Origin of the sequence: Bacillus sp. FSL W7-1354 (assembly GCF_038002405.1) — a bacterium.
In the GTDB taxonomy this organism is placed as follows: Bacteria; Bacillota; Bacilli; order Bacillales; family Bacillaceae; genus Bacillus; species Bacillus paralicheniformis.
In genome coordinates this window covers 3,830,123-3,856,418 of sequence record NZ_JBBOCL010000001.1, presented here as the reverse complement: position 1 = coordinate 3,856,418, position 26,296 = coordinate 3,830,123, and the positions used below count along the sequence as shown (strand labels likewise).

The window sequence follows — 26,296 nt, the reverse complement described above, 5'->3', positions numbered from 1 at the left end:
GGATGAATGTGATGAAAAGAGCAACACTCTGGACAGTTCTCGCTGTTCTTTGTATCATTCTGCTGCCAAAAGCCGCTTTTGCTCACGCATATATCGTAAAATCAACTCCCGCTGAAAATCAGGAGCTGAAAAAAGCGCCTGCAGAAATCAAGATCGAATTCAATGAAGCGATTCAGAACGGGTTTCATTCGATAACGGTCAGAAATTCGTCGGGTGAGCGCGTTGATTCCGGCAAAACGGAAATCGATCCGCAAAACGCCAAAATCATGACCGTCATGCTGAAACCGAAATTGAAGGATGATATCTACTCGGCCGAATGGAGAGCTGTATCCGCAGACGGGCATCCCGTATCAGGCACGATCCCTTTCAGCATCGGAAACATTCAAGGCGGGCTGCCGAAAGATCAGCAAAAACAAGCATCAGGCCTGCCGGCAGCCGATACCGTCATGGAACGCGTCCTTTTGTATACCGGTTTCTCCCTGTTCATGGGGGCCGCTCTCTTTCAGCTCGTATGGTACCGCCCTGAAAACGGCTGGCCGGGTGGCAAACGGCGCCGTCTGAAGCGGATCAAGAATGCGGCGCTCTTATTGACAGGGGCCGCCATCATCATTCAGCTGCCCCTGCAAACCAAAGTAAACGCGGGCGTTTCCTGGATCGGGGCTTTCCAGCCTTCGCTTTTGCAAGAAACGCTTCTGAATACGACGGGCGGAATGCTGTGGCTGATCAACATCGCCATCATCGCCTTGCTTGTTTTTTGTTCGAACAGAAAAGGTCTGAAGAGCGCGATCTTGAGCCTGTTCCTTTTTGCCGGGCTTTTGTTCGTCAAATCGCTCGACGGCCATGCCGCTTCGACGAGCGCCGGCTATATGACAATCGTGATGAACTTCATCCATCTGAATACCGCTTCCATTTGGACGGGCGGACTCGCGATGTTTGTGCTGTTTTTCGGAAAAGACTGGCTGAAGCCTGACAAAAGTTTAATATGGGAAACCATTCGGCGCTTCTCGCCATGGGCGCTCGCTTCTGCAGGGCTTCTTATATTCTCGGGCCTTTTCAACAGCTTCTTCATTGTTCACACACTGGATAACCTGCTAGGGACGGCTTACGGAAAAGCGCTCCTTGTAAAAGCGGCCCTCGTTCTTCTCATGATCGGACTCGGGGCATTACACTATTTCCGTTTTAGAAAAGCGCCGAAACAGCAGGGCGCCCGTTCGCTGAAGGCTGAATGGGCGGTCGGACTTCTCATTCTGGTGACCACGGCGGTTTTCACCAATATTCCAAGTCCGCCCGCGCCGCTGCCGCAGCCTTTCAGTGAGACGAAGCAATTGACGGAAGGAAACACGCTGTCGCTCCGAATCAGCCCGAACATGCCGGGCTCAAATGCGTTTGAAGTCACAGTCAGAAACAGAAAAGGAGACGTCGTCAAAGATATTCAAAAAATCGAATTAACCGTTGAGAAAACCGGGCTTTTCGGGGATGACAAAGAGAGCACGTTCAGCCTCAGCAAAAATAAAGACGGCGTTTTTCAAACGAAGAATTTAAATTTAAGCGAAGACGGCATCTGGAAAATCCGCGTTCACGGGTTAACGGCGTCATTTGAGGAGATCAGAACGGTTTTCAATGCAAAAATTAATAAAAAGGAGTTTTGATTATGTTTAAAAAAACATTATGGCTGGGTGCAATCCTAGCATCATTTTTGCTTTTCTCCGTGCCTGTCAGCGCACATGTCACGGTAAAACCGGCAGAATCAGCAGCAGGCTCATGGGAAACATACACCGTCAAAGTACCGGTTGAAAAAGACAACGCCACAACCAAGGTCGTTCTCAGCATGCCGGACGGTGTTGAATTTCAGCAGTATGAACCGGTGCCAGGCTGGAAAACAAGCACTGAAACCGGTAAAAACGAGAAAGTGACAAGGGTGACGTGGGAAGCCGAAAACGGCGGCATTCAGCCTGGTGAATTCCAACAGTTTACTTTCACCGCCAAAAACCCTGACAAAGAACAAAAGGCCGCCTGGAACGCTTACCAATATTATAAAGACGGCACGATTGTCGAGTGGACCGGCGATGAAAACGCCGATACCCCGCATGCGATCACAAGCATTGTCGATGCTGCAAAGCTCGGGCACGAAACGGTTAACGCACACGGCGCTTCAACGAAACAAAACACAGCCGCAGAAAACGAAGACGGTCAAGCCGGACAAGGGATTCAAACCGCTTCCCTCATCCTGTCGATCCTCGCCGTGCTTCTTGGGGGTGCTGCGTTGCTCTTGACAGTGCGCAAAAAGAAATCGTAAAAATGAAAAGCTGTCGGGAATATCCCGACAGCCTTTTTGTGCCCATTTCAGTTCGAATCCCGCACGATCTGATAATACATGCCCGTTTTTTGATCGACCACCGCCTCTAAATGAAGCCCGTCATCAGTCTCAAATGTTCCATTCAGGCGAGCGGCATCCCCTGTATATAACGTGTACTTGCTTCCCTTAGGCGTTGTGAACGGTGAAGAAGCTTCCGCACTCTCCGTTTTCGGGTGATCCGATTTTACAATTGCCTAATTTAAGTCGCGGTACCATTGATATTTGCCGTTTTCCCGTTTGATGTGAGCGAGGCAAATTCCCTCTCCCTCCGAATCGCCGAATCGAAAAACGACGACTTGTTCGCCGTTTAAATCGATTTTGTCTATAATATCGTCTTTTGTGATGTTCTCGTAACGAATACCGTCCTCAATCGCTTCCTGTTCGCTGTTCACCCATTTGGTTTGTTCATCATTTTCTTGGGCGCTCGCACAACCCGCAACCAAGATCGCCAAAAATAATAAAACTGTTCGTTTTTTCATCCGCTTCCTCCGACTTTAATTGTTTTAGGGCATTATATGAATTCGGCCAGCATTGAAAATATCCTCTTTGCAGGAAAATTTCCAATACGGCGATTCAAAAATTGACAAACTTATCTTACAATAGAAAAAGTTCTGAATGATTGAGTAGGGAGAGATCGGAGTATGAAAGTATCGATTCTGTTTGTCTTGCTTGCGGCCATTTTATGGGGAACGACGGGAACAACCCAGGCGTTCGCGCCTGAAGAAGCGGCGCCTCTTGTGTTCGGCGCTGTCAGAATGGCGGTCGGCGGCATCACCCTGCTCTTGTTCGCGGCTTTGCGCGGTCAATTAAAACGCAGCGGCTGGCCCGTTAAAACGCTGATTATCGCAGCATTGAGCATGGCATTTTATCAGCCTTTCTTTTTTTCAGCTGTCAGTCTCTCAGGAATCGCCGTCGGAACGGTCGTCGCCATCGGCAGCGCTCCGATTATCGCCGGCTGCCTCGAATGGCTCGTGTTCAAAAAAGTGCCCCAAGCGAAATGGTGGATCGCAACGGCTGCAGCGATAGCAGGCGTATCCTTGTTATTCATCCCTTCCGCCTCATCGGGAGGGAGCTTTCTCGGCATATTGCTCGCACTCGGCGCCGGTCTTTCCTTTGCCGTCTATACGCTGACAAGCAAAAAGCTCCTGCAACAGCAGAAGCCGGAGGCTGTCACAGGCACCGTGTTCTTTTTAAGCGCTGTATTGCTTGCCCCGTTGTTGTTTCTGTACGATTTGAGCTGGATCTTATCGGTTCAGGGATCGGCTGTCAGCCTCTATATCGGCGTCATTGCAACCGGTGCCGCGTACCTGTTATTTACGACAGGATTGGCAAAAGTGCCCGCCTCAACAGCGGTGACCCTGTCGCTGGCTGAACCGCTCACAGCGTCGCTTTTAGGAACCGTGCTTGTCAAGGAATCGCTGCCTCTTGTTTCCTGGGCCGGAATCGCATTGCTTCTGCTGGGCATTTTTTATATTTCCTATCAGCCCAAAAAGAATAAAATGAACGCTGAACAAGTGAAAGCGTAAAAAAACCGCCCGTGGATATGCGGGCGGGTTTTCATGTTGTCTTGTTATTCATCCAAACCGATAGACAAATATTTTGTTTCCAAATACGGCTCGATGCCTTCCTGTCCGCCTTCGCGTCCGATGCCGCTTTCCTTCATGCCGCCGAAAGGCGCCTGAACGGTTGACGGTCCGCCATCATTCCAGCCGAGAATGCCGTAATCAAGATTTTCGGATAAATAGATGCCGCGGCGGTAATTTTCCGTAAAGAAGTATGCCGCTAAACCGTAAGGCGTATCATTGGCGAGCTTGACTGCTTCGTCCAGCGTTTTAAAAGTCGTAATCGGCGCAACGGGACCGAATGTTTCCTCATGCATGATCGTCATTGAAGGATCAACATCCGTCAGCACTGTCGGGTGGACAAAGTAGCATGATTTCTCATCATCGCTTTCATATTCGGCGCCGATGAGAACTTTCGCCCCTTTATCCACCGCGTCATTGATTTGATCAACGATTTTTTGGAAGCCGTTTTTATTGATGATCGGACCGATTGATACACCCTCTTCAAGCCCGTTCCCGACTTTCAGCTTGGCGACTTCCGCGCGGAGTTTTTCTGCAAATTCATCCTTAACCGATTCGTGAACGATCAGACGGTTTGCACAGACGCACGTTTGTCCTGCATTCCTGTATTTCGACAGCATCGTCTGTTTAACGGCGAGGTCGATGTTGGCATCTTCATCAATGATCAGCGGGGCATGGCCGCCGAGCTCCATTGACACATGTTTCACCGTCTCGGCGCTGTTTTTCATTAATTGTTTGCCGACAGGCGTAGATCCGGTGAACGTAATTTTGCGGATCAGCGGATGGCTTGTAAAAATAGAACCGATCTCTTTTCCGTCGCCGATCACACACTGAAGGACGTCTTTCGGAATGCCCGCTTCGTGGCCGAGGCGAACGAGCTCAAGCGCCGTTAAAGGCGTGTCAGGCGCCGGCTTGATGATAAAAGTACAGCCCGCCGCCAAGGCTGGCGCCGCTTTTCTCGTGATCATCGCCGCCGGAAAGTTCCACGGGGTAATCGCCGCAACAGGACCGACCCCTTGGCGCGTGACGATGATGCGCTTGTTCGTCACAGATGCGGGAACCGTTCTTCCGTAGATGCGTTTCGCTTCCTCCGCATACCATTCGATATAGCCTGCGCTATATATGACTTCTCCCTGTGCTTCAGCGTACGGCTTGCCGTTTTCAAGCGTAATTAATTTTGCCAGCTCGTCCTTCTGCTCCACAATCAAATCAAACCATTTTTTCAGCAAGCCCGCTCGTTCTGAAGCCGATGTTTTCGACCATTTTTGAAATGCTTCATGCGAGCGGACGACAGCCTCTTCGACTTCCTTTGCAGATTGCTGGGGAACCGATTTGATTTTTTCTCCAGTCGCAGGATTATATACTTCTAGCATGCTGGTCATGTTGAATCTCCTCCCCTTTACGTTTTGAACTGCTGTTGTATAAAAGAAAACCGATCAATGTCCATCCTGCCAAGATCAGCCACTCATACGGCCATGTGAGCGCGGCCGGCATGCCTGGCAAATAAAAGGCAAGAAAGATAACACTTAAGAGGATAGCAGATATACCCGTCGTTTTCCACTTATTGATTTTATACGGTCTGTTTAAATCCGGCTCTGTCTTTCTCAGCTTCATGAATGCAATCGACACGATCAAATATCCGACTATAATACCTGTTCCCCCTGCATTGACGATCCAAACAAGGGCAGGGCGCCCGAGCAGCGGTGCAAAAAATGCCAGCGCTCCCAGAAACAAAATCGCGTTCGTCGGCGTTTTATACTTCGGATGGATGAAACCGAACCATTTCGGCACCATGCCTTTTTCAGACATGGCAAACAGAATGCGGCTCGCGCCGATGATAAATGCGTTCCAGCTTGTAATGATGCCGGCGACTCCGCCGAGGACAAGCACCGTGCCGAACAGCTGGTTCCCGAGCAGATTGACCATGGCATCTGCGGTCGCCAAAGAAGTCGTTGCAAGCTCGCTTTCTGACAGACCCATCGTCACGCCGAAAACAATCAGCAAATAAAACACGACCGCACTGACGATCGAAATAATCAAAATTTTGCCGATGATTTTTTTCGGGGCATTAATTTCAGCTGCAACCTGAGGGATGACGTCAAATCCGACAAACAGAAACGGAATCATGACGAGGACGGACATCATCCCAGAGAATCCGTCTTTAAAAAGAGGCTGCATATGTTCAACATTACCGTTTACCAAAGCGCCTCCCAAAAGGAGAAAGCCCGTGGCGATAATCGCGATTGTAAAAACCGACTGAAAAATCGCGGCCGGCTTGACGCCGAAGTAATTGAGCGCGGTCAGGACGACCGCACCCCCTGAACCGATCAACACCCAAGTGACATACACGTCCCAGCCGCTAAGCGACCAGAGAAGCCCCTGATGTTCGACAGGCAGGACGTAATCGATGACGGTCGGCAATGCGACAGCTTCAAATGTAATCACCGAAACATAGCCGAAAAGCACACCCCAAGCGGCGACAAAAGCCGTTTTCCGGCCAAACGCCCTGTAGACGAAAATCAAGCCGCCCCCCGTTTCAGGGATGGCAGAAGACAGCTCCGCGTATGTTAACCCGATTAAGATGACCAGTATGCCGCCGATGATAAATGCGATGGTGCTGCCCAAAAAACCGGCTGTCGAAATCCAGTCGCCGGAAAGGACGACCCAGCCCCAGCCGAGCATAGCCCCGATTGCTAAAAATAGCACATCCGTCTGCGACATCGTTTTTTTCATTTGCTGTTTACCCATCTATATCCGCCCCTTCCTTTAGAAGATGTCAAACTAGAGCTGTTTCAGCGCTTCTTCGATGATGCCGAACCCTTCCTCAAGCAATTCATCAGTAATAACAAGCGGAGACAGAAAACGGATAATGTTGCCATTGATACCTGCCGTCAACAAGAGCAGGCCGTGTTCATTGGCGTACTTGGCAATCTTGGCCGCAGCGGCTTTGTCCGGCTCCCGCGTCTTTTCGTCCCGGACAATTTCAACCGCCGCCATCGCGCCAAGTCTGCGAACTTCACCAATCTGCGGATATTTCACCTTCCATTCATGCGCCCGCGCTTCAATGGCTTTGCCGATTTCTTCAGAGCGCTTGTTGAGCTGTTCCGATTCGATAATATCGAGCACTGCCAAAGCGGCTACGCATCCAAGCGGACTTCCGGCGTATGTGCCCCCGAGTTCCCCCGGATCCGCCGCATCAAGCATTTCCGCCCGGCCGATGACACCGCTGAGCGGAACACCGGCAGCCAGCGATTTTGACACCGTCACAAGATCAGGAACGACATCAAAATGCTCAATCGCAAAATATTTGCCTGTTCTGGAAAAGCCTGTTTGGATCTCATCGGCGACAAAAACGATGCCGTGTTTTTGACAGAAGGCTGCGACATGCTGCACAAACCGTTTGGAAGGAATAATAAATCCTCCTTCTCCCTGCACCGGCTCCATGACAACGCAAGCGACCGTCTCCGGAGCAACAGACGAGACGAAGAAATCGTCAAATGCCTGAATAACCATGTCATCGTAGCTTTCATCAGTCATCCCTTCAGGTTTTCTATAGTAGTAAGGAAACGGCGCCTGATATACTTCAGGTGCAAAAGGGCCGAATCCGAATTTGTATGGTTTTACCTTGCTCGTCATGCTCATCGTCATGTTTGTGCGCCCGTGGAATCCGCGGGTAAAAGAAACGACTGCTTGACGCTTCGTATATTTTCTGGATATTTTCACGGCGTTTTCTACGGCTTCCGCCCCCGAGTTCAGGAAAATCGCTTTTTTCTCGTGTGCGCCCGGTGCAAGCCGGCAAAGTTTTTCCGCCAATTCGATATAGGCCTGATACATCATGACGTTAAAACCCGGATGAATGAGCTGTTCGGCCTGTTGCTTGACAGCTTCTACAACTTTCGGATGTGAATGCCCGACATTTAATGTACCGATCGCCCCGGCAAAATCGATAAAACGGCGCCCGTCAATATCGTATAAAACGGCCCCTTCCCCTTTAGCGGCCAGATGACGGTTTCCGTTGGAGACACCCCTTGCCACAAATTGATCCCGTTTGGCCTGCCAATCTTCCGTTGTGAATGCTTTTGTGTTCAGACTCATAAAAAATCTCTCCCCCACTCTTATTTCTTATAATTCTGAATATTTTTTGGTATGATGAAAAGTACCAATCATTAATTTTCAATGGTACCAGGGGGAAGGCGCTATGATTACGATACCGATTGACCGCTCCAAGGATGCGGATTATATTTATCACCAAATCTATCAACGGATTAAAGAAGAAATTTTCAGCCGCAATCTTTTGCCGGGAAAAAAACTCCCTTCCAAGCGCGAGCTCGCCGAAGCATTGAACGTCAGCATTAATTCGGTCAACGCTGCCTACCAGCAGCTTCTGGCAGAAGGTTATCTTTATTCACGTGAAAGAAAAGGCTTTTTTGTAGAGCAGATCGAAACGTTCCATGCCAGCCGCCATCCCGGCCCTTTTCAATTGGAAAAAGAACTGGTTGAAAAGCCGGCACGCAAAGACGGCTGGATATCGTTTTCCCATATGAGCGTCGATACGGCGCATTTTCCATTTAAAACATGGCTTCGCTGTGAACAGAAAGCGGTTTCTTCTCATGTAAACGAACTTGGAGAAATGACGCATCCGCAAGGTGTCTACGAAGTGCGCCAAACGATCGCACGGTTTATCGCTTTAACGAGAGGCGTCAAGTGTCACCCCGAACAAATCGTGATCAGCGCAGGCACGCAGTCCTTAATTCATACGCTTCAGGATCTTCTCCCCGCCTCAGCCGTCTATGCGATGGAGGAGCCGGGATACAGCCGCATTTATCGACTGCTGAAAAATGAAGGGAAAGAAGTGGCCACGATTCAGCTCGATCATAAAGGAATGCGGATCAGCGAGATTCACCGTCTGAATCCGGATGTTTTATTTGTCACGCCTTCACACCAGTTTCCAACAGGAATCATTATGCCGGTATCGAGAAGGATTCAGCTTTTAAATTGGGTTTCCGACGGGGAAAACCGCTATATTGTGGAAGACGATTATGACAGCGAATTCAAATATGGGAGCGATACGATCCCCGCCCTGCAAAGCCTTGACCGCTCTGAGAAAGTCATCTATATCGGCACGTTTTCAAAATCGCTTCTTCCGGGTCTGAGAATCAGCTATATGGTACTGCCGCAAAAGCTGCTGAAGCGATACAGAAAAAGGCACCATTTCTCGATTCAATCGAGCAGCGTTTTAACACAGCTCGCCTTGCAGGAATTGATCGAATCGGGGGAATACCAAAAGCACATCAAGAAAATGAACCAGATTTACGAAGAAAAGCGGACAAGGCTGATCGGAAGCCTTGTCAAAACCTTTAACGGCCGGGTGAAAATTAAAGGCGAAAGCGCAGGCCTTCACTTTGTGGCCGATTTTGAAACAGATAGAAGTGAAGAAGAGGTTTTATCAAGAGCAAAGGATAGACGGGTCGAGGTTTACGGCATGAACCGGTTTACGTTAAAGAAAGAGCAGACAAAACATGAAGGAACAGTATCGCTCGTGCTTGGATTTGCTAAAATCGCTGCCGATCAGATCGACAAAGGGACTGCCAAGCTTTATGAAGCGGTATGCGGTGATGAGAAGTTTTAAAAAATACCGGCAGGTTCGCTCCTGCCGGTATCAACTTGGCTTTAGAAAGCCAACGTCTGCCCGTTTACCACCGTTCCTTTTCTACCTGGAGAACCGCCTCAATCAGTCCCGGAAACTGCTCCTCCAATTCCCGTTTGCAGAGGGAGTAATAATGATGCTTCCCTTCAATGCGGACTTTGAGTAGCCCCGCTTCTCTCAGCACCTTGAAATGGTGGGACAGCGTAGACTTTGCGATATTGAGATTTGTGCATGTACCGCACGTTTTCTCGGCTGTGTCAGCCAGGGCTTTGACAATCTCAAGCCTGTATGGATCACTCAAGGCATGGAGAACAGATATTAACTTCATTTCATTTGTTTTCATGGGTTAAATGTATCATAATCCTAACTTCAAGACAATTCGTCAAGAAGGCAAATAGGTTGCCGCCAAAGCAAAGACATGTTACGATGCAATTGTTCGATGATTTTCGAACAATCAATTCAATGTGTATACAACGTACACGCAAAGGAATTCTAAATGACATGACGGAGGTTTGAACCGATGATCGTATTGCAAGCCTATATGAAAGTAAAACCAGAAAAACGCAACGCCTTTCTCGAAAGCGTACAACCGCTGCTTAAACATTCAAGAGCTGAAGCCGGCAATGCCCAATACCAGCTGTTTGAAGATACCGAACATGCCAATACATTTGTCATGCTTGAGCAATGGAAAGATCAAAACGCAATTGACGCCCATAATCAGACAGAGCACTTTCAAGCTTTCGTTCAAGCCGCGGGCGACCTTTTATCAGAACCGCTGAATGTGGTTAAAACGCACACACCGGATTAAAGAAAGGATGACGTTTAAATGAATGAAGTATTGAAATCATTGACAGACCATAGATCGATTCGCAGCTATACAGATGAGTCCGTGAACCCTGAACAGCTGGACAAGATCATTCAAGCCGTTCAAGCCGCACCGACTTCAATCAACGGCCAGCAGGTCACCGTGATTACGGTTCAAGATGAAGAACGGAAAAAGAAAATCGCCGAATTGGCCGGCGGACAGGTCTGGATCGAGCAGGCCCCCGTTTTCCTTTTGTTCTGCGCGGACTTCAACCGTGCGAAAATCGCCCTTGAGAAAAACGGCGAAACGCTTGCGATCACAGACGGAATGGAATCCGTGCTTGTCGGAGCTGTCGACGCAGGCATCGCTCTCGGTACGGCCACAGCGGCCGCTGAATCGATGGGGCTTGGCACTGTGCCGATCGGCGCTGTCCGCGGCCGTGCAGAAGAGCTGATCGAGCTGCTCAATATTCCCGAATACGTCTTCCCTGTCGCAGGGCTTGTCGTCGGCCATCCGGCGGACCGCTCCGCGAAAAAGCCGCGACTTCCTGAACAAGCGGTAAGGCACAGCGAAACCTATCAACCTGACTTAAAACCGCTGATCGACGCGTACGATGAAGAAATATCCGAATACATGACAAAACGGACAAACGGACAGGAAACAAGAAACTGGTCTCAGGGCATATCCGCTTATTACAATAAAGTGTATTATCCTCACATCCGTGAGATGCTTGAGAAACAAGGATTTAAACTCGAATAGATACTTTAGGCTATCGGTGATCGATAGCCTTTTTTCATGCGTTCCATTCCACATTTCGATGAGCATCGAAGGTCTTTACCTTTACACTATGTAAAAAAGGAGTGGAACACATGAAACCATTTGCAAAATATAAAGCATTTCTAGACCTCCATCATCAGTCAGGCCCGTTCGTTCTGCCGAATGCCTGGGATGCGGCCAGCGCCAAAGCGTTTCAAAACTGCGGTTTTAAAGCAGTCGGCACAACCAGCGCCGGAATTGCCATGTCCCTCGGCTATCCCGACGGCGAACATCTCCCTTTTGAAACATTGCTTTCCGTCCTGAAAACCATCACGGATGCCGTCGATATTCCCGTCAGCGCAGATCTTGAAGCGGGTTACGGCCAATCACCGGAAGCAGTTGCTGAAAACGCAAAAAAAGCCGCAGCGGCCGGCGTTGTCGGTATGAATATTGAAGACGGAACGAAAGACCCCTGCCGGCCGCTTTGTGATGCAACATTAATGGAAGAAAAAATTGCGGCTGTCAAAAAACTGAACCTTCCTGTTTTGATCAATGCCCGCACAGATGTATACTGGCTCAATGCAGACGCTCCCGGTTCCCGGCTTCAAACAGCCGTCCGGCGGGCAAATCGGTACAGACAAGCAGGTGCGGACTGCATATTTATCCCCGGAGCCAATGATACAGGCACCATTGCCGGGCTGAGAAAAGGTATACCCGGACCACTCAACGTACTGGCCGGCTCACACACTCCCTCTTTACAGACTTTTTCCGAACTGGGGATCGAAAGAATCAGCTGCGGATCCGCCCCGTTCAGAGCCGCCCTGTCGCTGGTGAAAAAGATCGGTGAAGACATCATCACCCGCGGCTCCTTCAGTCATATGACGGACGGAGTCCTTTCATACGGTGAAGCTGCCGATTGGATCAGCCTTCATCGTAACCCAAAACAAAATCGTTGACCTAAACAGTTCGGTCTGTTAATATTTCATTTATGAAAACTCATGGGTTTTTTCGTAACCCATGAGTTTTATCATTGCGAAAGAAGGAGCCGGAATGAACGAAAAAAGAGCAGCAGTCTTAAGGGCTGCCAAAAAGCTGTTTGCCCAAAAAGGCTATCATAACGTTGCAATGCAAGCGATCGCTGAAGAATGCAAAATGTCAAAAGCATCTATTTATAAACTGTTTCAATCTAAAGAAGATCTTCTGCTGGCATTGATCAAGTTCAGAAAGCATGAAATGCTGAACAAAAGCGCCATCATCAATACGGAAACCTCGCTGACGCCAAAAGAAAGACTCGCTAAAAAAATCGCTTTGGAGATTACGGAATTCAGGGAAAACCGCCAATTTATCAATTTCCTCTCCAATGAGGGATCGTCTCCGGATACCGCGGTATTTAAAAAGCATCTGAAAGAAACAAAATCGCTGATCATCAGCTGGCATAAAGACTCTATCATTCAAGCGTACGGCGAAGAGGTGGAACCGTTTATATGGGATATCGTCATCATTTTCCACGGTTTGATGAGAGAATTCCTGTTTTTAGTCGGCACTGGAAAAGCACAGCCCGACGTTAAAACGATTCCGCCATTCATTATGTCGGTTCTGGATCTCTTCATAGAGAAAAAGCTGAACGAAGATCAGAAAAGTTCATTAAATGAAGACATTATTGCCTCCTATACGAATTTCTCATCATGCTGGGCACCGCCCAAAAAAGAGGAATTGCTTGAAGACCTTTTGCAAAAACTGAAAAACAAGATTTCCTCGCTGCCACAAGACGACGTTTCCGTGACAGAATTGCTGTCTGCCGCAGATTTGCTGAGCGAGGAGCTTTTCGCCAATGAGCCCCGCACGTATTTAATTAAGGCTCTCCTTGATTACCTTGGAAAAATCGAGGCGCTCCAATGCGATGTTTCACAAATACAAACAATTAGTATCAAAGAATAAGAGGGATTGATATGAACACAGGAACTGAACAACAGACATACAACAGAAATATCATCGTAGGTTTGCTCATTGCAGGGGCGTTTATCGCGATCTTGAACCAAACGCTTCTGGTTACGGCACTGCCGCATATTATGGCAGACTTAAACATAGACGCTACAAAAGCTCAATGGCTGACAACGGCGTTCATGCTGACAAACGGGATTCTCATTCCGATTACCGCCTTTTTAATCGAAAAATTTTCGAGCCGCGCGCTCGTCATCGCCGCGATGAGCATCTTTGTGGCGGGAACGGTCGTCGGCGCAGTTGCGCCTAATTTCCCGGTTCTCCTTGCGGCGCGAATCATCCAGGCCGCGGGTGCGGGAATTATGATGCCGCTCATGCAGACGATCTTTTTAACGATTTTCCCGGTTGAAAAACGCGGGGCTGCAATGGGTATGGTCGGTTTGGTCATCGCATTTGCACCGGCCATCGGACCGACATTGTCAGGCTGGATCGTCGACAGCTTTACATGGAGATACTTATTTTATATTATTCTGCCAATTGCCCTGATTGATCTTGTGCTTGTCATCTTACTGATGAAAAACGTTACGAAATTGAGAGAAACATCAGTGGACATCTTATCTATTATCCTGTCCAGCCTGGGTTTCGGCGGTTTATTGTACGGCTTCAGCAACGCCGGATCAGAAGGCTGGGGAAGCAATACCGTTTTAATTTCCTTTGCAGTCGGTGCGGTCGCTCTGTTCTTCTTTATCTCTAGACAATTAAGAATCAAAAGGCCGATACTCGAGTTTCGCGTTTTCCAATCGTGGACTTTTACGATAACAACGCTCCTCGGTATGATCGTTTTTGCATTAATGATCGGTACTGAAACCATTTTGCCGCTGTATACGCAAAACGTCAGAGACGTGACAGCTTTCGATTCCGGTCTGATGCTTCTGCCGGGCGCGATAGCAATGGGCATCATGTCGCCGATCATCGGCCGGATTTTTGACAAGATCGGTGGAAAAGGTCTTGCGATTATCGGTTTTGCCATCTTGCTGCTGACGTCGATCCCGTTTGCGGATCTGCAAATGGATACTTCGCTGACATTTATTATCGTCATTTATACGCTGCGGATGATGGGCACTTCCATGATTATGATGCCTCTCACAACCGCTGGCATCAATGCACTTCCGATGCATCTCATCCCGCACGGAACAGCGATGAACAATACGATGCGCCAGATCGGCGGTTCAATCGGCACGGCCGTTTTGATTTCCGTCATGAGCAATTCAGCCAAAAACGCTGCCGCATCTAACCCGTTAAATGCGCTCATTCACGGCATGAATTCCGCCTTTATCGTGGCCGCTGTCTTGGCGCTGATCGGATTTATCCTTTCGTTCACATTGAAAAAGAAGCCGCAGGCCGACAAACAAGGCCAGCCGGCGCGCTGATCCTGACTCGCCAGTTCAATCAAACTGGCGTGTTTTTTTATGGTTTGATATATTTGATCCCTTGCAGCGTAAGAAGCATGAAGACCTGCTCTGCGTCTCCTTTCATATGAAATGAATATCATTCGAATTCTTCTCCTGAACAGACAAAAAGGCTGCCGGATACACCGGCAGCCTCGCTCTTTTATTTTAATCCATTTTCAACTTCTGTCACCATTTCAGATACGGACTCAATACCTCCGCCTGACAGGTACCAGTAACCTGGATCAAGATATGTGATATGGCTCTTTTTATAAGCTTTTGTTGATTTTACAATTTCATTTTCAATGACTTCTTTTGCTGTTCCTTTTTCGCCGATGGCAGCGCTTCGGTCGATGACAAACAGGTAATCAGGGTTCTTTTCAGAAATATACTCGGAAGAGACGCTTTGACCGTGAAGGGAAGCCTCGATGTTTTTGTCGACAGGTTCAACGCCGAGCACATCATGGATCAAACCGAATCTTGAGCCGCTTCCATATGCGCTGATTTGTTTATCGCTTGTTAAGACGACCAATCCTTTGCCGCCTTTTTCTTTCGCAAGCTTGTTGGCTTTCTCTACTTTATCATCGATTTTCGCAAGAGCTTCTTTGACAGCATCTTCTTTACCGAAGATTTTTCCAATATTTTCGGTATTTTCTTTAAAACTGTTCATGTAGTTCTTCTGGTCAAGCTCGATGTCGATTGTCGGTGCGATCCTTTTAAACTCGTCATACTGCTCAGACTGTCTGCCTTCGATGATGATCAAATCGGGGTCAAGCTCTGCAATTTTTTCAAAATCAGGCTCTTTTAGTCCGCCGACGCTTTCGTATTTACTGTCTTTGTATTTTTTCAAGTAAGACGGGAGGGTTTGTTTCGGAAGGCCGACAACGCGATCGCTCAAGCCAAGCTCGTCAAGCGTGTCAAGCATTCCGAAGTTGAAGACAACGACTTTTTTCGGGTTTTTCGGTACATCTGTTGTACCGCTGTTATGTTTAATTGTGACGGTTTCTTTTTTAGAGGAAGATTTTGCATCTGTATCAGCAGCTTTGTTTCCGCAGGCGGATACGACAAGAACGGTTATCAATGCCATAATCAATAAAGATAGTTTTTTCAATTCAAGTCACCTCATCATTTAAAATATACACAGATTTTTTGGTCTCCGATTTGTTGGATCGGAATGTCCATATCATAGATGTCTTTCAGCACCGGCGTTTGGATAATGTCTTCCGCCGGCCCCTCTTTTACAATCCGCCCGTTTTTCAGGGCTGCGATTCTGTCTGAATAAACCGAGGCAAAATTAATGTCATGAATGACAATGACGATCGTTTTACCGCGATTTTCGACAAGGTCTTTCAAGAGCTTCATTATCTCTACTGAATGTTTCATATCGAGGTTATTTAATGGTTCATCAAGCAATATATAGTCGGTATCCTGAGCGATGACCATTGCGATAAAAGCACGCTGGCACTGGCCGCCGCTCAACTGATCGAGGTGTTTATGCTCAATGTCTCTCAGCTTCATATAATCAATCGCTTCGTCGACATATGCCCAGTCCTCTTTCGAGAGCCTTCCCTGTGAATAAGGAAATCTGCCGAAACTGACGAGCTCCCTGACAGTCAGCCTGATGTTGATCTGGTTGGACTGCTTTAAAATGCTGATTTTTTTGGCTAAATCATTGCTTTTGTAAGCGCTAATTTCCTTGCCGTCAATCAGCACTTTTCCGGCGTCCATGCCGATCAGCCTGCTGATGATGGACAAAAGCGTGCTTTTCCCCGCTCCGTTCGGTCCGATGAAGGACGTGATCATTCCTTTTTTTATCGTTAAAGTCGTGGGATGAACAACGGTCTGCTCTCCGAATTGTTTCATGATATCTCGTACTTCTATCATCATTTACGCTCCTTCAGCAACAGGTAAATAAAATAAATCCCGCCGATAAAATCAATGATCACAACAAGCGTCACCGTTAAACCAAACAGCTTTTCAACAATGAACTGGCCCCCGACAAGCGCAATGATGCTGAACAAAACCGCTCCGGGAATCAGGACGCTGTGCTTATACGTTTTAAATACTTCCCGCGCCACATTGACGACGAGCAGCCCCAAAAATGTGATCGGCCCTACAAGTGCAGTAGATACGGAGACGAGAACGGCGACGACGATCAGCATTTTCTTCACCGTCCGGTCGTAATCGATTCCGAGGTTGACGGCTTGATCCCTGCCGAGCGAAATGACATCAAAGTACGGATTATACCGCCAAGCGTAAACGAGAATCGCCAGAATGATGAGCGAAGCAAGCATTAAAATGTCCGTGTTCAAATTGTTGAAGCTGGCAAACATCTTGTTTTGAACAACTTGAAACTCGTTCGGATCGATCAGCATTTGCATAAAGGATGACAGGCTTCTGAACAATGTGCCGCATACGATTCCAACTAACAGCAGCAAGAAGATGTGCCTTCCCCCGCGGCGAAACATCAGGAAAAACAACACAAATGAAAAACAGACCATCAAACCGGTTGACAATAAAAAATTGCCGTTTTTACCAAGATCGGCAAGTTTGGCTGCACCGAAAAAGTAAATAATCCCGGTTTGCAGCAGAACATAGAGAGAATCGAGTCCGAGAATGCTCGGCGTCAAAATTCTGTTGTTTGTGATCGTTTGGAAAATCATCGACGAATACGCAATGGCTGTACCGACAACGATGATCGCAAAAACTTTGGCAAACCTCCGCGGAAGCGCATATTCCCATACAGACGGCAATCCGTAGAACAGAAACAAGCCGATGCAGGCTGCCGCTATCACGATGAGTATAAGCATTTTCTGTTTATGACGCATAGGCTTTTCTCCTTAAAAGCAAGTAAAGAAAAACGCCGCTCCCGATGATGCCGACCATCAAACCAACCGAAATTTCGTACGGGTAAATGACGAGACGTCCCGCTATATCGCAAAACAAGACGAAAACGGCTCCGAGAACCGCCGTATGAGGCAGGCTGTTTTTCAAATGATCTCCCCTGTAGATGGACACGATGTTCGGGATGATCAATCCCAAAAAGGGAAGCGTGCCGACCGTCAGGATGACGACGGACGAAATAATAGATACGATGATCAATCCGATATTGACCACCCGCTTATAATTCAATCCAAGATTGATGGAAAAAGACTCCCCCATCCCGGCCAACGTAAATTTATTGGCGAACAGATAGGCAATGATAACGAGCGGTATACTCAGAAATAAGAGCTCATACCTCCCCTTCATGACCAGCGAAAAATTCCCTTCAAACCATGCATTGACGTTTTGAATGATATTGTACTGATAAGCCATGAAAGTGGAGATGGCGCTGACAACACTTCCGAGCATCATACCGACGAGAGGGATGAAGATCGCATCTTTGAACTTGATTCTGTCCAAAATTTTGACGAACAAAAAACTGCCAAACAGTGCAAAAACAAAGGCAAACAGTATTTTAACCACAATTCCTGCAGACGAAAAAAGCACGATCGCAATGATCACACCGAGCCTCGCCCAATCCATCGTTCCAGCGGTGGTCGGTGAAACAAATTTATTGCGCGTTAGCTGCTGCATGATCAGCCCGCAAATGCTCAAGCTCATTCCCGCAAGCACGATGCTAATCAAGCGCGGAATTCTACTTATGTAAAGCGTTTGAATTTCGTCCTCGTTAAAGCGGAAAAGATCAAGAGGCGAAAGCTCCTTAACGCCGATGAAAATCGAGCTGATTGAAAGAATGATGAGCATTAGCAATAAGTATCGTAATTTCATGCTGCAGTAGCCTCCTTGCACAACAAAGCAAACCCCTCCGCCGACGTTAATGATTATCATTATCAATAAGAGTCTTCATATATCTTACCATTTTTTCTGACATAGTCAATAAGATTAATAGATACAAAGGTTGAAACCATGCGATTTCCCCATCTTTAGTCCTCCTCAAAAATACATTTGTTCATTACTGAAAGAAAAACCTTGATTCTTCTTGTAAAAAGCGCAATAATTAAGATTAAATTTATTTCGAAAATTTAAACTTTGGGAGATGTAACAAATGAAAGTCGTTAAATTTGGGGGCAGCTCGCTCGCTTCAGGGGCTCAGCTAGAGAAAGTATTTCAAATTGTCACTTCTGATCCGGAAAGGAAGGCCGTCGTTGTATCAGCACCCGGAAAACGGCACCCCGAGGATACGAAAGTAACGGACCTTTTAATCGAATGCGCCGAACAGTACTTATCATCAAAAAAAGCGCCCGATCTGGTTGAGGCGATTGTCGGACGATATGCCGATATCGCGCTTGAGCTCGGACTTGACGATGTCGTGATCGACCGGATCCGGGCCGACCTGCTTCAGCTGCTCGAAGGTGATAAAACAAATCCGGAACGGTTTATCGATGCGGTCAAAGCAAGCGGCGAAGATAACAATGCCAAATTGGTAGCGGCTTACTTCAGGCACCAGGGAGTTGAAGCGCACTATGTCAGTCCAAAAGACGCCGGGCTGTTTGTGACGAGCGAGCCAGGCAACGCACAAGTCCTGCCCGAGTCGTATGACAATCTGTTTCAGCTGAGACAGCAAAAGGGCATCATCATCTTTCCCGGCTTCTTCGGTTTCAGCCGGGAAGGCGAAGTCATGACGTTTTCGCGGAGCGGCTCTGACATTACGGGTTCCATTTTAGCGAATGGATTGAAAGCCGAGTTGTATGAAAACTTCACTGACGTTGACGCCGTTTATTCTGTCAACCCGGCGATCGTATCCAACCCGAAAGAAATCCGCGAGCTGACATACCGGGAAATGAGGGAGTTGTCGTATGCAGGCTTTTCCGTCTTTCATGATGAAGCATTGATCCCTGCTTTCCGGGCGCGCATACCGGTTCAGATCAAAAATACAAACAATCCGGACGCGGAGGGGACAAGAGTTGTCACCACACGCGACAATACGAACGGACCTGTCGTCGGGATCGCCAGCGACAGCGGATTTTGCAGCATTTACATCAGCAAATATTTAATGAACCGCGAAATCGGCTTCGGACGCCGCGTTCTGCAAATCCTTGAAGATGACGGACTGACGTATGAACACATTCCATCCGGCATTGATGATATTACGATCATTTTAAGGCAGGATCAAATGGATCAAGCAGCAGAAAAACGGATAATCAAACGGATTAAGGAAGAACTGGATGCCGATGAAGTGACGATTGAACACAATATTGCCCTGATTATGGTCGTCGGCGAAGCCATGCGCCATAACGTCGGAACGACGGCAAGAGCGTCAAAAGCATTGTCCGATGCGCGTGTCAACATCGAAATGATCAACCAGGGCTCCTCGGAAGTCAGCATGATGTTCGGCGTTAAGGAAGCTCAGGAAAAACAAGCAGTCCGCGCGTTATACCAGGAATTTTTCGCAAAAGTTCTCGTTTAAAAAAACCCCTTTTTTATGGGGTTTTTTTGCTGTCAGAAAATATACCCTTCCCTAAAATTGCCTGCCTTAAATTCATTCACAAAACCGTTTTGAAAGCCGATATGTAAAGTAAATAAACTGATGGGAGAACACCTTATGAATCTGTTGAAAAATATAAAAATCAGAAGCAAACTATTTGTCATCATTATCATTTCAGCGCTGGCTTTGTCGATTGTCGGCATTCAGGGGGTAGGCGGGCTGAACAAGCTTTCCAAAGGTTCAGAGATCATCTATCAAGATCAATTGGTTCCCAACCAGTTGTTTGCAAAATTAAAAGCGAACAACCTTGATATTGATACGTACAAATTCGAGCTGATGGTGACGAAAGACAACGATCGAAATGAAACATTGCAAAAACACATTAAGGAAAAAAACGAAGAAAACAGCACCTTAATGGAAAAAATCGATCAGCTGAAATTAATGGATAACGTCTCTAAAAAATACGAGAATTTCAAAACCGAATACAAGAAATTGCAAGATATCAGCAGCGAGATGCTCAGCTTGGCGGTGAAGAACGAAAATGATAAAGCATATGACGTCTATCTAAAAGAGATGGAGCCTCAAAGAGAAACGGTCAACCAGCTCATTGAAGACATTCAAACCTTAAATGCTGATAACGCCAAAACAATCTATCAGCAGGATTCTAAAGAAGCCGGTTCAATCATCACGCTTCTCATCATTGTCATTGCTGCAGCGCTTGTTTTATCCATCTCGATCGGCCTCTTAATGACAAGGCTGATCACAAAGCCGATCAAAGACATTCAGGCGCTGTTCGCAGAAACCGAGCAAGGCGATTTTACTGTCAAAGGAACATATCAATCGAAAGATGAATTGGGATTGCTGACATCATCATTTAACAAAATGGTAGCAGGCGTCCGTTCGATCATTGAAACGGTCGGCGAAACGTCGCACCAAGTTGCTTCTTCATCACAAGAGCTGAGCGCCAGTGCGGATGAAAGCACAAAGGCGAGCGAATACATCTCAACAACGATCCAGGAGCTTGCAGTAGGCTCCGATCAGCAGGTGGAAAGCGTTGAAAACAGCAGAACCGTTATTATGGGAATGACCGAGTTTGCCGGAAGAATTTCTTCAAATGCCGAAAAAGCGGCCGCCACCGCTGACCAGACGGCGAAGATGTCGCTTGAAGGCACGAAAGCCATTGATAAAGTGAGCACTCAAATGAAGTCTATTAATGAAACGGTCGTTTCGCTCTCAGAAGCATTTAAACATTTAACAGAGCGTTCCAATGAGATCGGAAATATTACCGAAGTGATTACGAGCATCGCTGAACAAACGAACCTGCTTGCTTTAAACGCGGCCATTGAAGCGGCCCGGGCGGGAGAACAAGGAAAAGGCTTTGCCGTCGTCGCGGATGAAGTCAGGAAATTAGCCGAGCAATCGGGCCGCTCAGCAGAACAGATTACAAGATTGATTACGATCATTCAAAACGATACGAAGCAGACGATGAACTCGGTCATTTCGGCAACCGGCGAAGTCAAAGAAGGACTTGTCGTCGTTCATGAAGCGGGAGGCGCTTTCCAAAAAATCGAAAACTCGATTACGGAGGTCGTCACACAGATCAATGACGTGACAAACTTGGTGAAAAACCTGACAGCCGGCGCAAGCGAAATCGAAACCGCCATTTCCGGCGTCAAAGAAGTAGCCGAAACAGCAGCGGGAGGCACGCAAACGGTTAGTGCGGCAACTCAGGAGCAGCTTGCCTCAATGGAAGAAATTGCCGCCGCATCACAGATCCTCGCGCAAAACGCCGAAGAGCTGCAGCACCTGATCCAGAAATTCAAAATTAAAGATTAACAAAACCCGCCAGACGCTGTCTGGCGGGTTTCTATTCATCATCATCTCTCGCTGTCAGCGGCAGACGGATGATAAATTTTGTTCCTTTGTTTTTCTCACTTTCAATCTCTACCGTACCGTTGTGCAGGGCGACGAGCTGTTTGACGATCGACAGCCCCAGCCCGTATTCTCCGTAAGGGGTGTTCGTCCGTGATAAATCTGCTTTATAAAAACGATCCCAAATGTTTTCAATATCCTTTTCATCAATGCCGATTCCGGTATCCTCTATTTCGATCACCGTCTCCTTATAGTCTTCCCGGCCTCTCAGCCAAACGGTTCCGTTCGTTGTGAATTGAATACTGTTTTTCGTAATATTGACGAGTATCTGGATGAGCCGGTCGTAATCGGCATTGACCATCACATGATCTTCCACATCGAGGATCAGCTGATTCTGTTTCTCCTCAGCCTGAAGCGCCAGCTGCTCTTTAATGATTTCAAACACTTCGATCAGCGGATAATGCAGTTTTTGCAGTGTAATCTGATTGGAACGGATTTTTTCATAATCAAGGTTTTCGTTGACGAGGCGAATCAGCCTTTTTGTCTCCTCCGTAATCAGCTTCATACATTTATCCTGCTGATCTTCGGGTATCGTCTGGCTGTTCATCCCTTCCACTAAACCGCTGATCGTCGTCAGCGGCGTCTTCAGCTCATGTGAGACGTCAGTGATAAACTGCCTTCTCCGCTTTTCAAGCCGGTCGATTTCTTCGCTTGAGCTTTTTAACTTGCGGGCCATAATGTTAAAATCGTCACCCAAATCACCGATCTCATCCTTATTGCGGTTTTCGATATGGATGTCATAATCTCCGGCGGCGACTTTTTTCGTTGCATCGCGGAGCTTCTGAATGCGGGCGACATGGAATTTGGACGTCAGCCAGCTTAGAAGAATAGCGACTAAGATAACACCCGCCGCCGTAAAGAGCATAAAGCGGTTCATGTCGCTGATCATTTCCTCGGTCCCGCTGATCGGAGCGGTCAGCAGAATGCCTCCCTGAAATTCATTGTTGACGATGTTGGGCAGCGCCACAACCGATACTTCCTCATTAAAACGGTTAAAATCGGTTTTGACGACCACGGCCTTTCCATCTTTAAGCTCTTTCCATTCTTCATCACTGAGCAGCAGCTTTCGCGGCCGCAAATCGGCCGGCGTCATCAAGACCTCTTTCTTTTCATTAAAAAGAAAGAAGCTGATCTTCCTGCTTCGCAAAATTTCCTCAAACGGCTTCATAATGGCCGGTGCGCCTTTTGGCCGCATCTCCATTTCGCCCATGATGCGATAGCCGTATGAAGACAGCTCATCGACTTTGCTCTCGTATGCAAAGTCTTTGACAAAGTGGGAAAACAGCGCCCCGGTAATGAGAAAAGCCATGATTAATATAGTGATGTGACTGGCCAGCAGCTGATAGAGATACTTAATCTTCATCGAACTTGTACCCTACTCCCCATACGGTATAAAGAAACGGCCGCGAGTCGCTGCCAAGCTTTTTTCTCAGCCTTTTAATATGAACATCAACCGTCCGCTCGTCTCCGTAGAATTGATATCCCCAAACCTGCTCAAGCAGCTGCTCCCTTGAGAAAACCTGTTTTGGACTTTGCACCAGGTAATACAATAAATCGAACTCCTTAGGCGTCAAATTTTGAATTTGAACGCCGTCCAAAAACACTTCTCTCGTTTTTTTATTGATTTTAAAATGTTCCGTTTCAAGCGAGTCGCTGTCAGCGGAATCCTGCCGGCCGGCGCTTTGATACCTCCGGCTCACCGCTTTGATTCTCGCCACAAGCGCCAAAGGGCTGAACGGCTTTGTCACATAATCATCAGCTCCGAGCTCAAAACCGAGCACCTGGTCTGATTCCGTATCTTTTGCCGTCAGCATAATAATCGGAACCGTGCTCTCTTCCCTGACCTTTTTGCAGATCGTGACCCCGTCCATGGACGGCAGCATGATATCGATGATCAACAAATCCCAATCATCCGATTTAAAACGGTTATATCCTTCAAGTCCGTCATGGACGAACTCTGTTTCAAATCCTTCTTTTGCAAAAAACATTTCTGTCATTGTACATACGCTTAAATTATCCTCAATCATTAATATTTTCATCGTCAATATGCCTCCGCTAGACAAACGTTAGATTCATTTTACACAGGGCTCAGCCATTTCTCAATTCCATTATGAACATTTAAAGGACTGGCAACAGTTTGGTCATAATTTATTCATAAGTAGCGGCTAAGATGAAATCAAGCATAAGGCAAAAGTCCTGCTGCCGTTTGACTTCGCAGCCATAATAAATGAAATAGATACGGAGGAATCACGCGTTATGAATTTTTTCAAACGAGCCTTTTGGAGCATGAAAGCGAAAAAAGGAAAAACACTTTTACAATTGTTTGTTTTCACGATGATTTGCGTGCTCGTGCTGACAGGAATTACGATCCAGTCGGCGGCCGTGAAATCGAGCGAACTGGCAAGGGAGCAGCTTGGAGGCAGCGTCACGCTCAAAGTTGACAGGGAAAAAATGATGAAAGAACAGCAGGAATCAGGAGAACGGAAAAGGTTTGAATCGACCCCCGTTTCTGTTAAATCAGCCGAGAAGCTTGCGGGCCTTGACCATGTCAAAAGCTATAACTACATCTCCTCTACGTCTGCTTTAGCGGACAATTTCGATCCGATCGAAAGCGGTGACGAGGATTCTTCGGCCTCAAACAGCGAACAGCCGGCCGGACCGGGCGGCAATGAACAGGGCGGCCGGCAAATGATGCAGGCTGACGTATCAATCGAAGGTGTGACAAGCACAGCCCTTGTCGACGAATTTTCCAACGGGACGTCCAAGATCACGGAAGGCCGTGCTTTAACAAAGGATGATGTGAATAAAAAAGTCGCCGTGATTGAAGAAACGCTTGCCGAAGAAAACGCTCTGAAAGTCGGCGATACGATCAAAGTCAAAACGAGCAGCGATGAAGCTACAACGATCAATTTGAAAATCGTCGGAATCTATCAAACGACTTCATCCGGAGACAATCAAGCGCAAAACTTCGCCTTTTTAAACCCTTATAACAAAATCTACACACCATATACGGCGGCATCGGCCTTAAAAGGCGACGATTATAAAAACGCGATTGATGAAGCGGTCTACAATATGGACGACGCCTCCAACATCGACACTTTCATTGCGGCTGCCAAGAAAACAGGCATTGATTTGGATACATTCACATTGGATGCCAATGATCAGTTGTACCAGCAGATGGTCGGCCCGATTGAAAATGTCGCGTCCTTCTCGAAAAATGTCGTCTATCTCGTCACGATCGCCGGAGCGGTGATCCTCGGACTGATCGTCATGATGTCAATCAGGGAGAGAAAATACGAAATGGGCGTTCTGATGGCGATCGGTGAAAAACGCTGGAAACTCATCGGACAGTTTTTGACCGAAATCTTAATGATCGCAGTGCTTGCCATCGGCATCTCAGCATTAACCGGCAGCTTGATTGCCGGGCAAATCGGGAACCAGCTCTTGAGCCAGCAAATCGAACAAACGTCAGCTGGCCAGTCTGCAGGCGGAATGATGGGCCTTGGCGGCGGAGGCTTCTTCGGACAAAGGACCGCCCAAGTCTCGGCCATTGATCAGCTTGACATTCAAGTATCCTTCGGGGACTTGATGACACTCGGCGGCATCGGCCTTTTAATCGCGCTGTTCGCGACGCTCCTTCCGTCAATATCTGTTTTAAGGCTCCATCCGAAAACGATTTTAACAAAACAAGAATAGAAAGAAGTGAAGATCATGGGCACTATTTTAGAATTTCAGAATGTCGGCTATTGGTATAAAAATCAGGATCAGCCTCTTTTCGAAGAGATCAGCATTCAATTCAGCCAAGGGCTTTTGTATACGATTGTCGGGACTTCCGGCTCCGGCAAAACCACCTTTTTATCGCTGGCAGGCGGACTTGATGTACCAAAAGAGGGAGACATCCTGTATAAAGGAGAAAACATTTCAAAAATCGGGCTGACCAGCTTCCGCAATCAATATGTATCGATCGTCTTTCAGTCCTATAACCTGCTCCCGTATATGACGGCTCTCCAAAATATCACGTCGGCCATGGAAATTACCGGATCTCAGGTCAAAAATAAAGAACAATACGCTTTGGAGATGCTCGAAAAAGTCGGCATCGGCGAAAAGCAGGCAAGACAGAAAGTATTGACATTAAGCGGCGGGCAGCAGCAGCGTGTCTCCATCATCAGAGCGTTCTGCTGCGACACGGACTTAATCGTCGCCGATGAACCGACCGGCAACTTGGATGAAAATACATCAAAGGACATCGTCCGGCTCTTCCAAAACCTTGCCCACCAAGAAAACAAATGCGTCATCATGGTCACCCATGACGAACAGATCGCAAAGGTATCCGATGTCAACATCCGGCTTTCAAGAGGCGGCTTTACCGTCAAAAACCGCAGATCAGCAGGATAAGGGGA

At 47.4% G+C, this 26,296-nt stretch carries 24 protein-coding genes and 1 pseudogene; 14 read left to right on the top strand and 11 right to left on the bottom strand.

The window, feature by feature from the left end:
* The first annotated feature begins 2 nt into the window (after positions 1–2).
* Both MKZ04_RS19495 and MKZ04_RS19490 read left to right on the top strand, forming a co-directional pair.
* A complete protein-coding gene (locus tag MKZ04_RS19495) occupies positions 3–1,649 on the top strand; it encodes a copper resistance protein CopC (protein ID WP_035400577.1) in 1,647 nt (548 codons plus the stop codon).
* Between the two features lie 2 nt (positions 1,650–1,651).
* Entirely contained in the window at positions 1,652–2,296 is a 645-nt protein-coding gene (locus MKZ04_RS19490) for a YcnI family copper-binding membrane protein (RefSeq protein WP_341046784.1), read from the top strand.
* A gap of 254 nt (positions 2,297–2,550) precedes the next feature.
* On the opposite strand, the gene MKZ04_RS19485 is transcribed toward MKZ04_RS19490, so the two are convergent.
* Positions 2,551–2,835 (bottom strand): hypothetical protein, encoded by a 285-nt coding sequence (locus MKZ04_RS19485; RefSeq protein WP_341046781.1) that lies wholly within the window; start codon positions 2,833–2,835, stop codon positions 2,551–2,553.
* Positions 2,836–2,997: 162 nt separating this feature from the next.
* On the opposite strand from MKZ04_RS19485, the gene MKZ04_RS19480 reads away from it, so the two are divergent.
* On the top strand, positions 2,998–3,882 hold the full coding sequence (locus MKZ04_RS19480; protein ID WP_026580556.1) for a DMT family transporter: 885 nt from the start codon (positions 2,998–3,000) through the stop codon (positions 3,880–3,882).
* Between the two features lie 44 nt (positions 3,883–3,926).
* On the opposite strand, the gene gabD is transcribed toward MKZ04_RS19480, so the two are convergent.
* The 3 genes from gabD to gabT are packed head-to-tail and all read right to left on the bottom strand — an operon-like array spanning position 3,927 to position 8,034.
* Positions 3,927–5,321, bottom strand: a complete 1,395-nt coding sequence (gene gabD, locus MKZ04_RS19475; RefSeq protein WP_249727090.1) for a succinate-semialdehyde dehydrogenase — start codon at positions 5,319–5,321, stop codon at positions 3,927–3,929.
* Positions 5,296–6,687, bottom strand: coding sequence for an APC family permease (locus tag MKZ04_RS19470; protein WP_283931565.1), 1,392 nt, complete (start codon positions 6,685–6,687; stop codon positions 5,296–5,298). The genes gabD and MKZ04_RS19470 overlap by 26 nt, the downstream gene beginning before the upstream one ends.
* Before the next feature lie 33 nt (positions 6,688–6,720).
* On the bottom strand, positions 6,721–8,034 hold the full coding sequence (gabT, locus tag MKZ04_RS19465) for a 4-aminobutyrate--2-oxoglutarate transaminase (RefSeq protein ID WP_283931564.1): 1,314 nt from the start codon (positions 8,032–8,034) through the stop codon (positions 6,721–6,723).
* A 103-nt stretch (positions 8,035–8,137) separates the two neighbouring features.
* On the opposite strand from gabT, the gene gabR reads away from it, so the two are divergent.
* Positions 8,138–9,568 (top strand): MocR-like transcriptional regulator GabR, encoded by a 1,431-nt coding sequence (gene gabR / locus MKZ04_RS19460; RefSeq protein ID WP_283931563.1) that lies wholly within the window; start codon positions 8,138–8,140, stop codon positions 9,566–9,568.
* 64 nt (positions 9,569–9,632) lie between these two features.
* On the opposite strand, the gene MKZ04_RS19455 is transcribed toward gabR, so the two are convergent.
* Positions 9,633–9,929 carry an ArsR/SmtB family transcription factor gene (locus MKZ04_RS19455; RefSeq protein ID WP_020450179.1) on the bottom strand — a complete coding sequence of 99 codons (297 nt, stop codon included), beginning with the start codon at positions 9,927–9,929 and terminating at the stop codon, positions 9,633–9,635.
* A gap of 177 nt (positions 9,930–10,106) precedes the next feature.
* On the opposite strand from MKZ04_RS19455, the gene MKZ04_RS19450 reads away from it, so the two are divergent.
* From MKZ04_RS19450 to MKZ04_RS19430, 5 genes are all read left to right on the top strand, one after another.
* Positions 10,107–10,394, top strand: coding sequence for a putative quinol monooxygenase (locus tag MKZ04_RS19450; protein WP_020450178.1), 288 nt, complete (start codon positions 10,107–10,109; stop codon positions 10,392–10,394).
* An 18-nt stretch (positions 10,395–10,412) separates the two neighbouring features.
* Positions 10,413–11,150, top strand: coding sequence for an NADPH-dependent oxidoreductase (locus MKZ04_RS19445; protein WP_039073207.1), 738 nt, complete (start codon positions 10,413–10,415; stop codon positions 11,148–11,150).
* Positions 11,151–11,260: 110 nt separating this feature from the next.
* Positions 11,261–12,103, top strand: a complete 843-nt coding sequence (locus tag MKZ04_RS19440) for an isocitrate lyase/PEP mutase family protein (protein ID WP_341046771.1) — start codon at positions 11,261–11,263, stop codon at positions 12,101–12,103.
* Between the two features lie 94 nt (positions 12,104–12,197).
* A complete protein-coding gene (locus MKZ04_RS19435; protein ID WP_020450175.1) occupies positions 12,198–13,085 on the top strand; it encodes a TetR/AcrR family transcriptional regulator in 888 nt (295 codons plus the stop codon).
* A gap of 11 nt (positions 13,086–13,096) precedes the next feature.
* On the top strand, positions 13,097–14,518 hold the full coding sequence (locus MKZ04_RS19430) for an MDR family MFS transporter (RefSeq protein WP_026580547.1): 1,422 nt from the start codon (positions 13,097–13,099) through the stop codon (positions 14,516–14,518).
* 181 nt (positions 14,519–14,699) lie between these two features.
* Here MKZ04_RS19430 and MKZ04_RS19425 read toward each other — a convergent pair whose 3' ends face one another.
* From MKZ04_RS19425 to MKZ04_RS19410, 4 genes are read right to left on the bottom strand one after another with little or no spacing between them, the layout of a single operon-like run.
* Positions 14,700–15,647 (bottom strand): siderophore ABC transporter substrate-binding protein, encoded by a 948-nt coding sequence (locus MKZ04_RS19425; RefSeq protein ID WP_145624602.1) that lies wholly within the window; start codon positions 15,645–15,647, stop codon positions 14,700–14,702.
* 14 nt (positions 15,648–15,661) lie between these two features.
* Positions 15,662–16,420 (bottom strand): iron ABC transporter ATP-binding protein, encoded by a 759-nt coding sequence (locus MKZ04_RS19420; RefSeq protein WP_103750272.1) that lies wholly within the window; start codon positions 16,418–16,420, stop codon positions 15,662–15,664.
* Positions 16,420–17,364: an iron chelate uptake ABC transporter family permease subunit gene (locus tag MKZ04_RS19415; RefSeq protein WP_020450171.1), complete on the bottom strand. Its 945-nt coding sequence runs from the start codon at positions 17,362–17,364 to the stop codon at positions 16,420–16,422. The genes MKZ04_RS19420 and MKZ04_RS19415 overlap by 1 nt, the downstream gene beginning before the upstream one ends.
* On the bottom strand, positions 17,354–18,307 hold the full coding sequence (locus MKZ04_RS19410) for an ABC transporter permease (protein ID WP_026580546.1): 954 nt from the start codon (positions 18,305–18,307) through the stop codon (positions 17,354–17,356). The genes MKZ04_RS19415 and MKZ04_RS19410 overlap by 11 nt, the downstream gene beginning before the upstream one ends.
* Before the next feature lie 277 nt (positions 18,308–18,584).
* On the opposite strand from MKZ04_RS19410, the gene MKZ04_RS19405 reads away from it, so the two are divergent.
* From MKZ04_RS19405 to MKZ04_RS21835, 3 genes and pseudogenes are all read left to right on the top strand, one after another.
* Positions 18,585–19,946, top strand: coding sequence for an aspartate kinase (locus tag MKZ04_RS19405; protein ID WP_026580545.1), 1,362 nt, complete (start codon positions 18,585–18,587; stop codon positions 19,944–19,946).
* Positions 19,947–20,066: 120 nt separating this feature from the next.
* A pseudogene (locus MKZ04_RS21840) lies at positions 20,067–20,849 on the top strand (MCP four helix bundle domain-containing protein); the annotation flags it as partial.
* Entirely contained in the window at positions 20,847–21,800 is a 954-nt protein-coding gene (locus tag MKZ04_RS21835) for a methyl-accepting chemotaxis protein (protein WP_376711839.1), read from the top strand. The pseudogene MKZ04_RS21840 and the gene MKZ04_RS21835, both read left to right, overlap by 3 nt.
* 31 nt (positions 21,801–21,831) lie before the next feature.
* Here the strand turns inward: MKZ04_RS21835 and MKZ04_RS19395 are convergent, their stop codons facing one another.
* Both MKZ04_RS19395 and MKZ04_RS19390 read right to left on the bottom strand, forming a co-directional pair.
* Complete coding sequence (locus MKZ04_RS19395) at positions 21,832–23,259, bottom strand: sensor histidine kinase (protein ID WP_105980708.1); 1,428 nt, start codon at positions 23,257–23,259, stop codon at positions 21,832–21,834.
* On the bottom strand, positions 23,249–23,935 hold the full coding sequence (locus MKZ04_RS19390) for a response regulator transcription factor (RefSeq protein WP_026580542.1): 687 nt from the start codon (positions 23,933–23,935) through the stop codon (positions 23,249–23,251). The genes MKZ04_RS19395 and MKZ04_RS19390 overlap by 11 nt, the downstream gene beginning before the upstream one ends.
* Before the next feature lie 217 nt (positions 23,936–24,152).
* Between MKZ04_RS19390 and MKZ04_RS19385 the strand changes: the two genes are divergently transcribed.
* Together MKZ04_RS19385 and MKZ04_RS19380 are read left to right on the top strand one after the other, a co-directional pair.
* Positions 24,153–25,592, top strand: coding sequence for an ABC transporter permease (locus tag MKZ04_RS19385; protein WP_023855632.1), 1,440 nt, complete (start codon positions 24,153–24,155; stop codon positions 25,590–25,592).
* A 15-nt stretch (positions 25,593–25,607) separates the two neighbouring features.
* Positions 25,608–26,291, top strand: coding sequence for an ABC transporter ATP-binding protein (locus MKZ04_RS19380; protein WP_026580540.1), 684 nt, complete (start codon positions 25,608–25,610; stop codon positions 26,289–26,291).
* Positions 26,292–26,296: the final 5 nt, after the last annotated feature.

Coding starts and splice junctions, on each gene's coding strand:
- MKZ04_RS19430 (WP_026580547.1), top strand. CDS start 13,097: ATGAACACAGGAACTGAACAACAGACATACAACAGAAATATCATCGTA.
- MKZ04_RS19470 (WP_283931565.1), bottom strand. CDS start 6,687: ATGGGTAAACAGCAAATGAAAAAAACGATGTCGCAGACGGATGTGCTA.
- MKZ04_RS19450 (WP_020450178.1), top strand. CDS start 10,107: ATGATCGTATTGCAAGCCTATATGAAAGTAAAACCAGAAAAACGCAAC.
- MKZ04_RS19385 (WP_023855632.1), top strand. CDS start 24,153: ATGAATTTTTTCAAACGAGCCTTTTGGAGCATGAAAGCGAAAAAAGGA.
- MKZ04_RS19405 (WP_026580545.1), top strand. CDS start 18,585: ATGAAAGTCGTTAAATTTGGGGGCAGCTCGCTCGCTTCAGGGGCTCAG.
- MKZ04_RS19490 (WP_341046784.1), top strand. CDS start 1,652: ATGTTTAAAAAAACATTATGGCTGGGTGCAATCCTAGCATCATTTTTG.
- MKZ04_RS19390 (WP_026580542.1), bottom strand. CDS start 23,935: ATGAAAATATTAATGATTGAGGATAATTTAAGCGTATGTACAATGACA.
- gabD (WP_249727090.1), bottom strand. CDS start 5,321: ATGACCAGCATGCTAGAAGTATATAATCCTGCGACTGGAGAAAAAATC.
- MKZ04_RS19415 (WP_020450171.1), bottom strand. CDS start 17,364: ATGCGTCATAAACAGAAAATGCTTATACTCATCGTGATAGCGGCAGCC.
- MKZ04_RS19420 (WP_103750272.1), bottom strand. CDS start 16,420: ATGATAGAAGTACGAGATATCATGAAACAATTCGGAGAGCAGACCGTT.
- MKZ04_RS19395 (WP_105980708.1), bottom strand. CDS start 23,259: ATGAAGATTAAGTATCTCTATCAGCTGCTGGCCAGTCACATCACTATA.
- gabR (WP_283931563.1), top strand. CDS start 8,138: ATGATTACGATACCGATTGACCGCTCCAAGGATGCGGATTATATTTAT.
- MKZ04_RS19380 (WP_026580540.1), top strand. CDS start 25,608: ATGGGCACTATTTTAGAATTTCAGAATGTCGGCTATTGGTATAAAAAT.
- MKZ04_RS19485 (WP_341046781.1), bottom strand. CDS start 2,835: ATGAAAAAACGAACAGTTTTATTATTTTTGGCGATCTTGGTTGCGGGT.
- MKZ04_RS21835 (WP_376711839.1), top strand. CDS start 20,847: ATGGTAGCAGGCGTCCGTTCGATCATTGAAACGGTCGGCGAAACGTCG.
- MKZ04_RS19440 (WP_341046771.1), top strand. CDS start 11,261: ATGAAACCATTTGCAAAATATAAAGCATTTCTAGACCTCCATCATCAG.
- MKZ04_RS19495 (WP_035400577.1), top strand. CDS start 3: ATGAATGTGATGAAAAGAGCAACACTCTGGACAGTTCTCGCTGTTCTT.
- MKZ04_RS19480 (WP_026580556.1), top strand. CDS start 2,998: ATGAAAGTATCGATTCTGTTTGTCTTGCTTGCGGCCATTTTATGGGGA.
- gabT (WP_283931564.1), bottom strand. CDS start 8,034: ATGAGTCTGAACACAAAAGCATTCACAACGGAAGATTGGCAGGCCAAA.
- MKZ04_RS19445 (WP_039073207.1), top strand. CDS start 10,413: ATGAATGAAGTATTGAAATCATTGACAGACCATAGATCGATTCGCAGC.
- MKZ04_RS19435 (WP_020450175.1), top strand. CDS start 12,198: ATGAACGAAAAAAGAGCAGCAGTCTTAAGGGCTGCCAAAAAGCTGTTT.
- MKZ04_RS19410 (WP_026580546.1), bottom strand. CDS start 18,307: ATGAAATTACGATACTTATTGCTAATGCTCATCATTCTTTCAATCAGC.
- MKZ04_RS19455 (WP_020450179.1), bottom strand. CDS start 9,929: ATGAAAACAAATGAAATGAAGTTAATATCTGTTCTCCATGCCTTGAGT.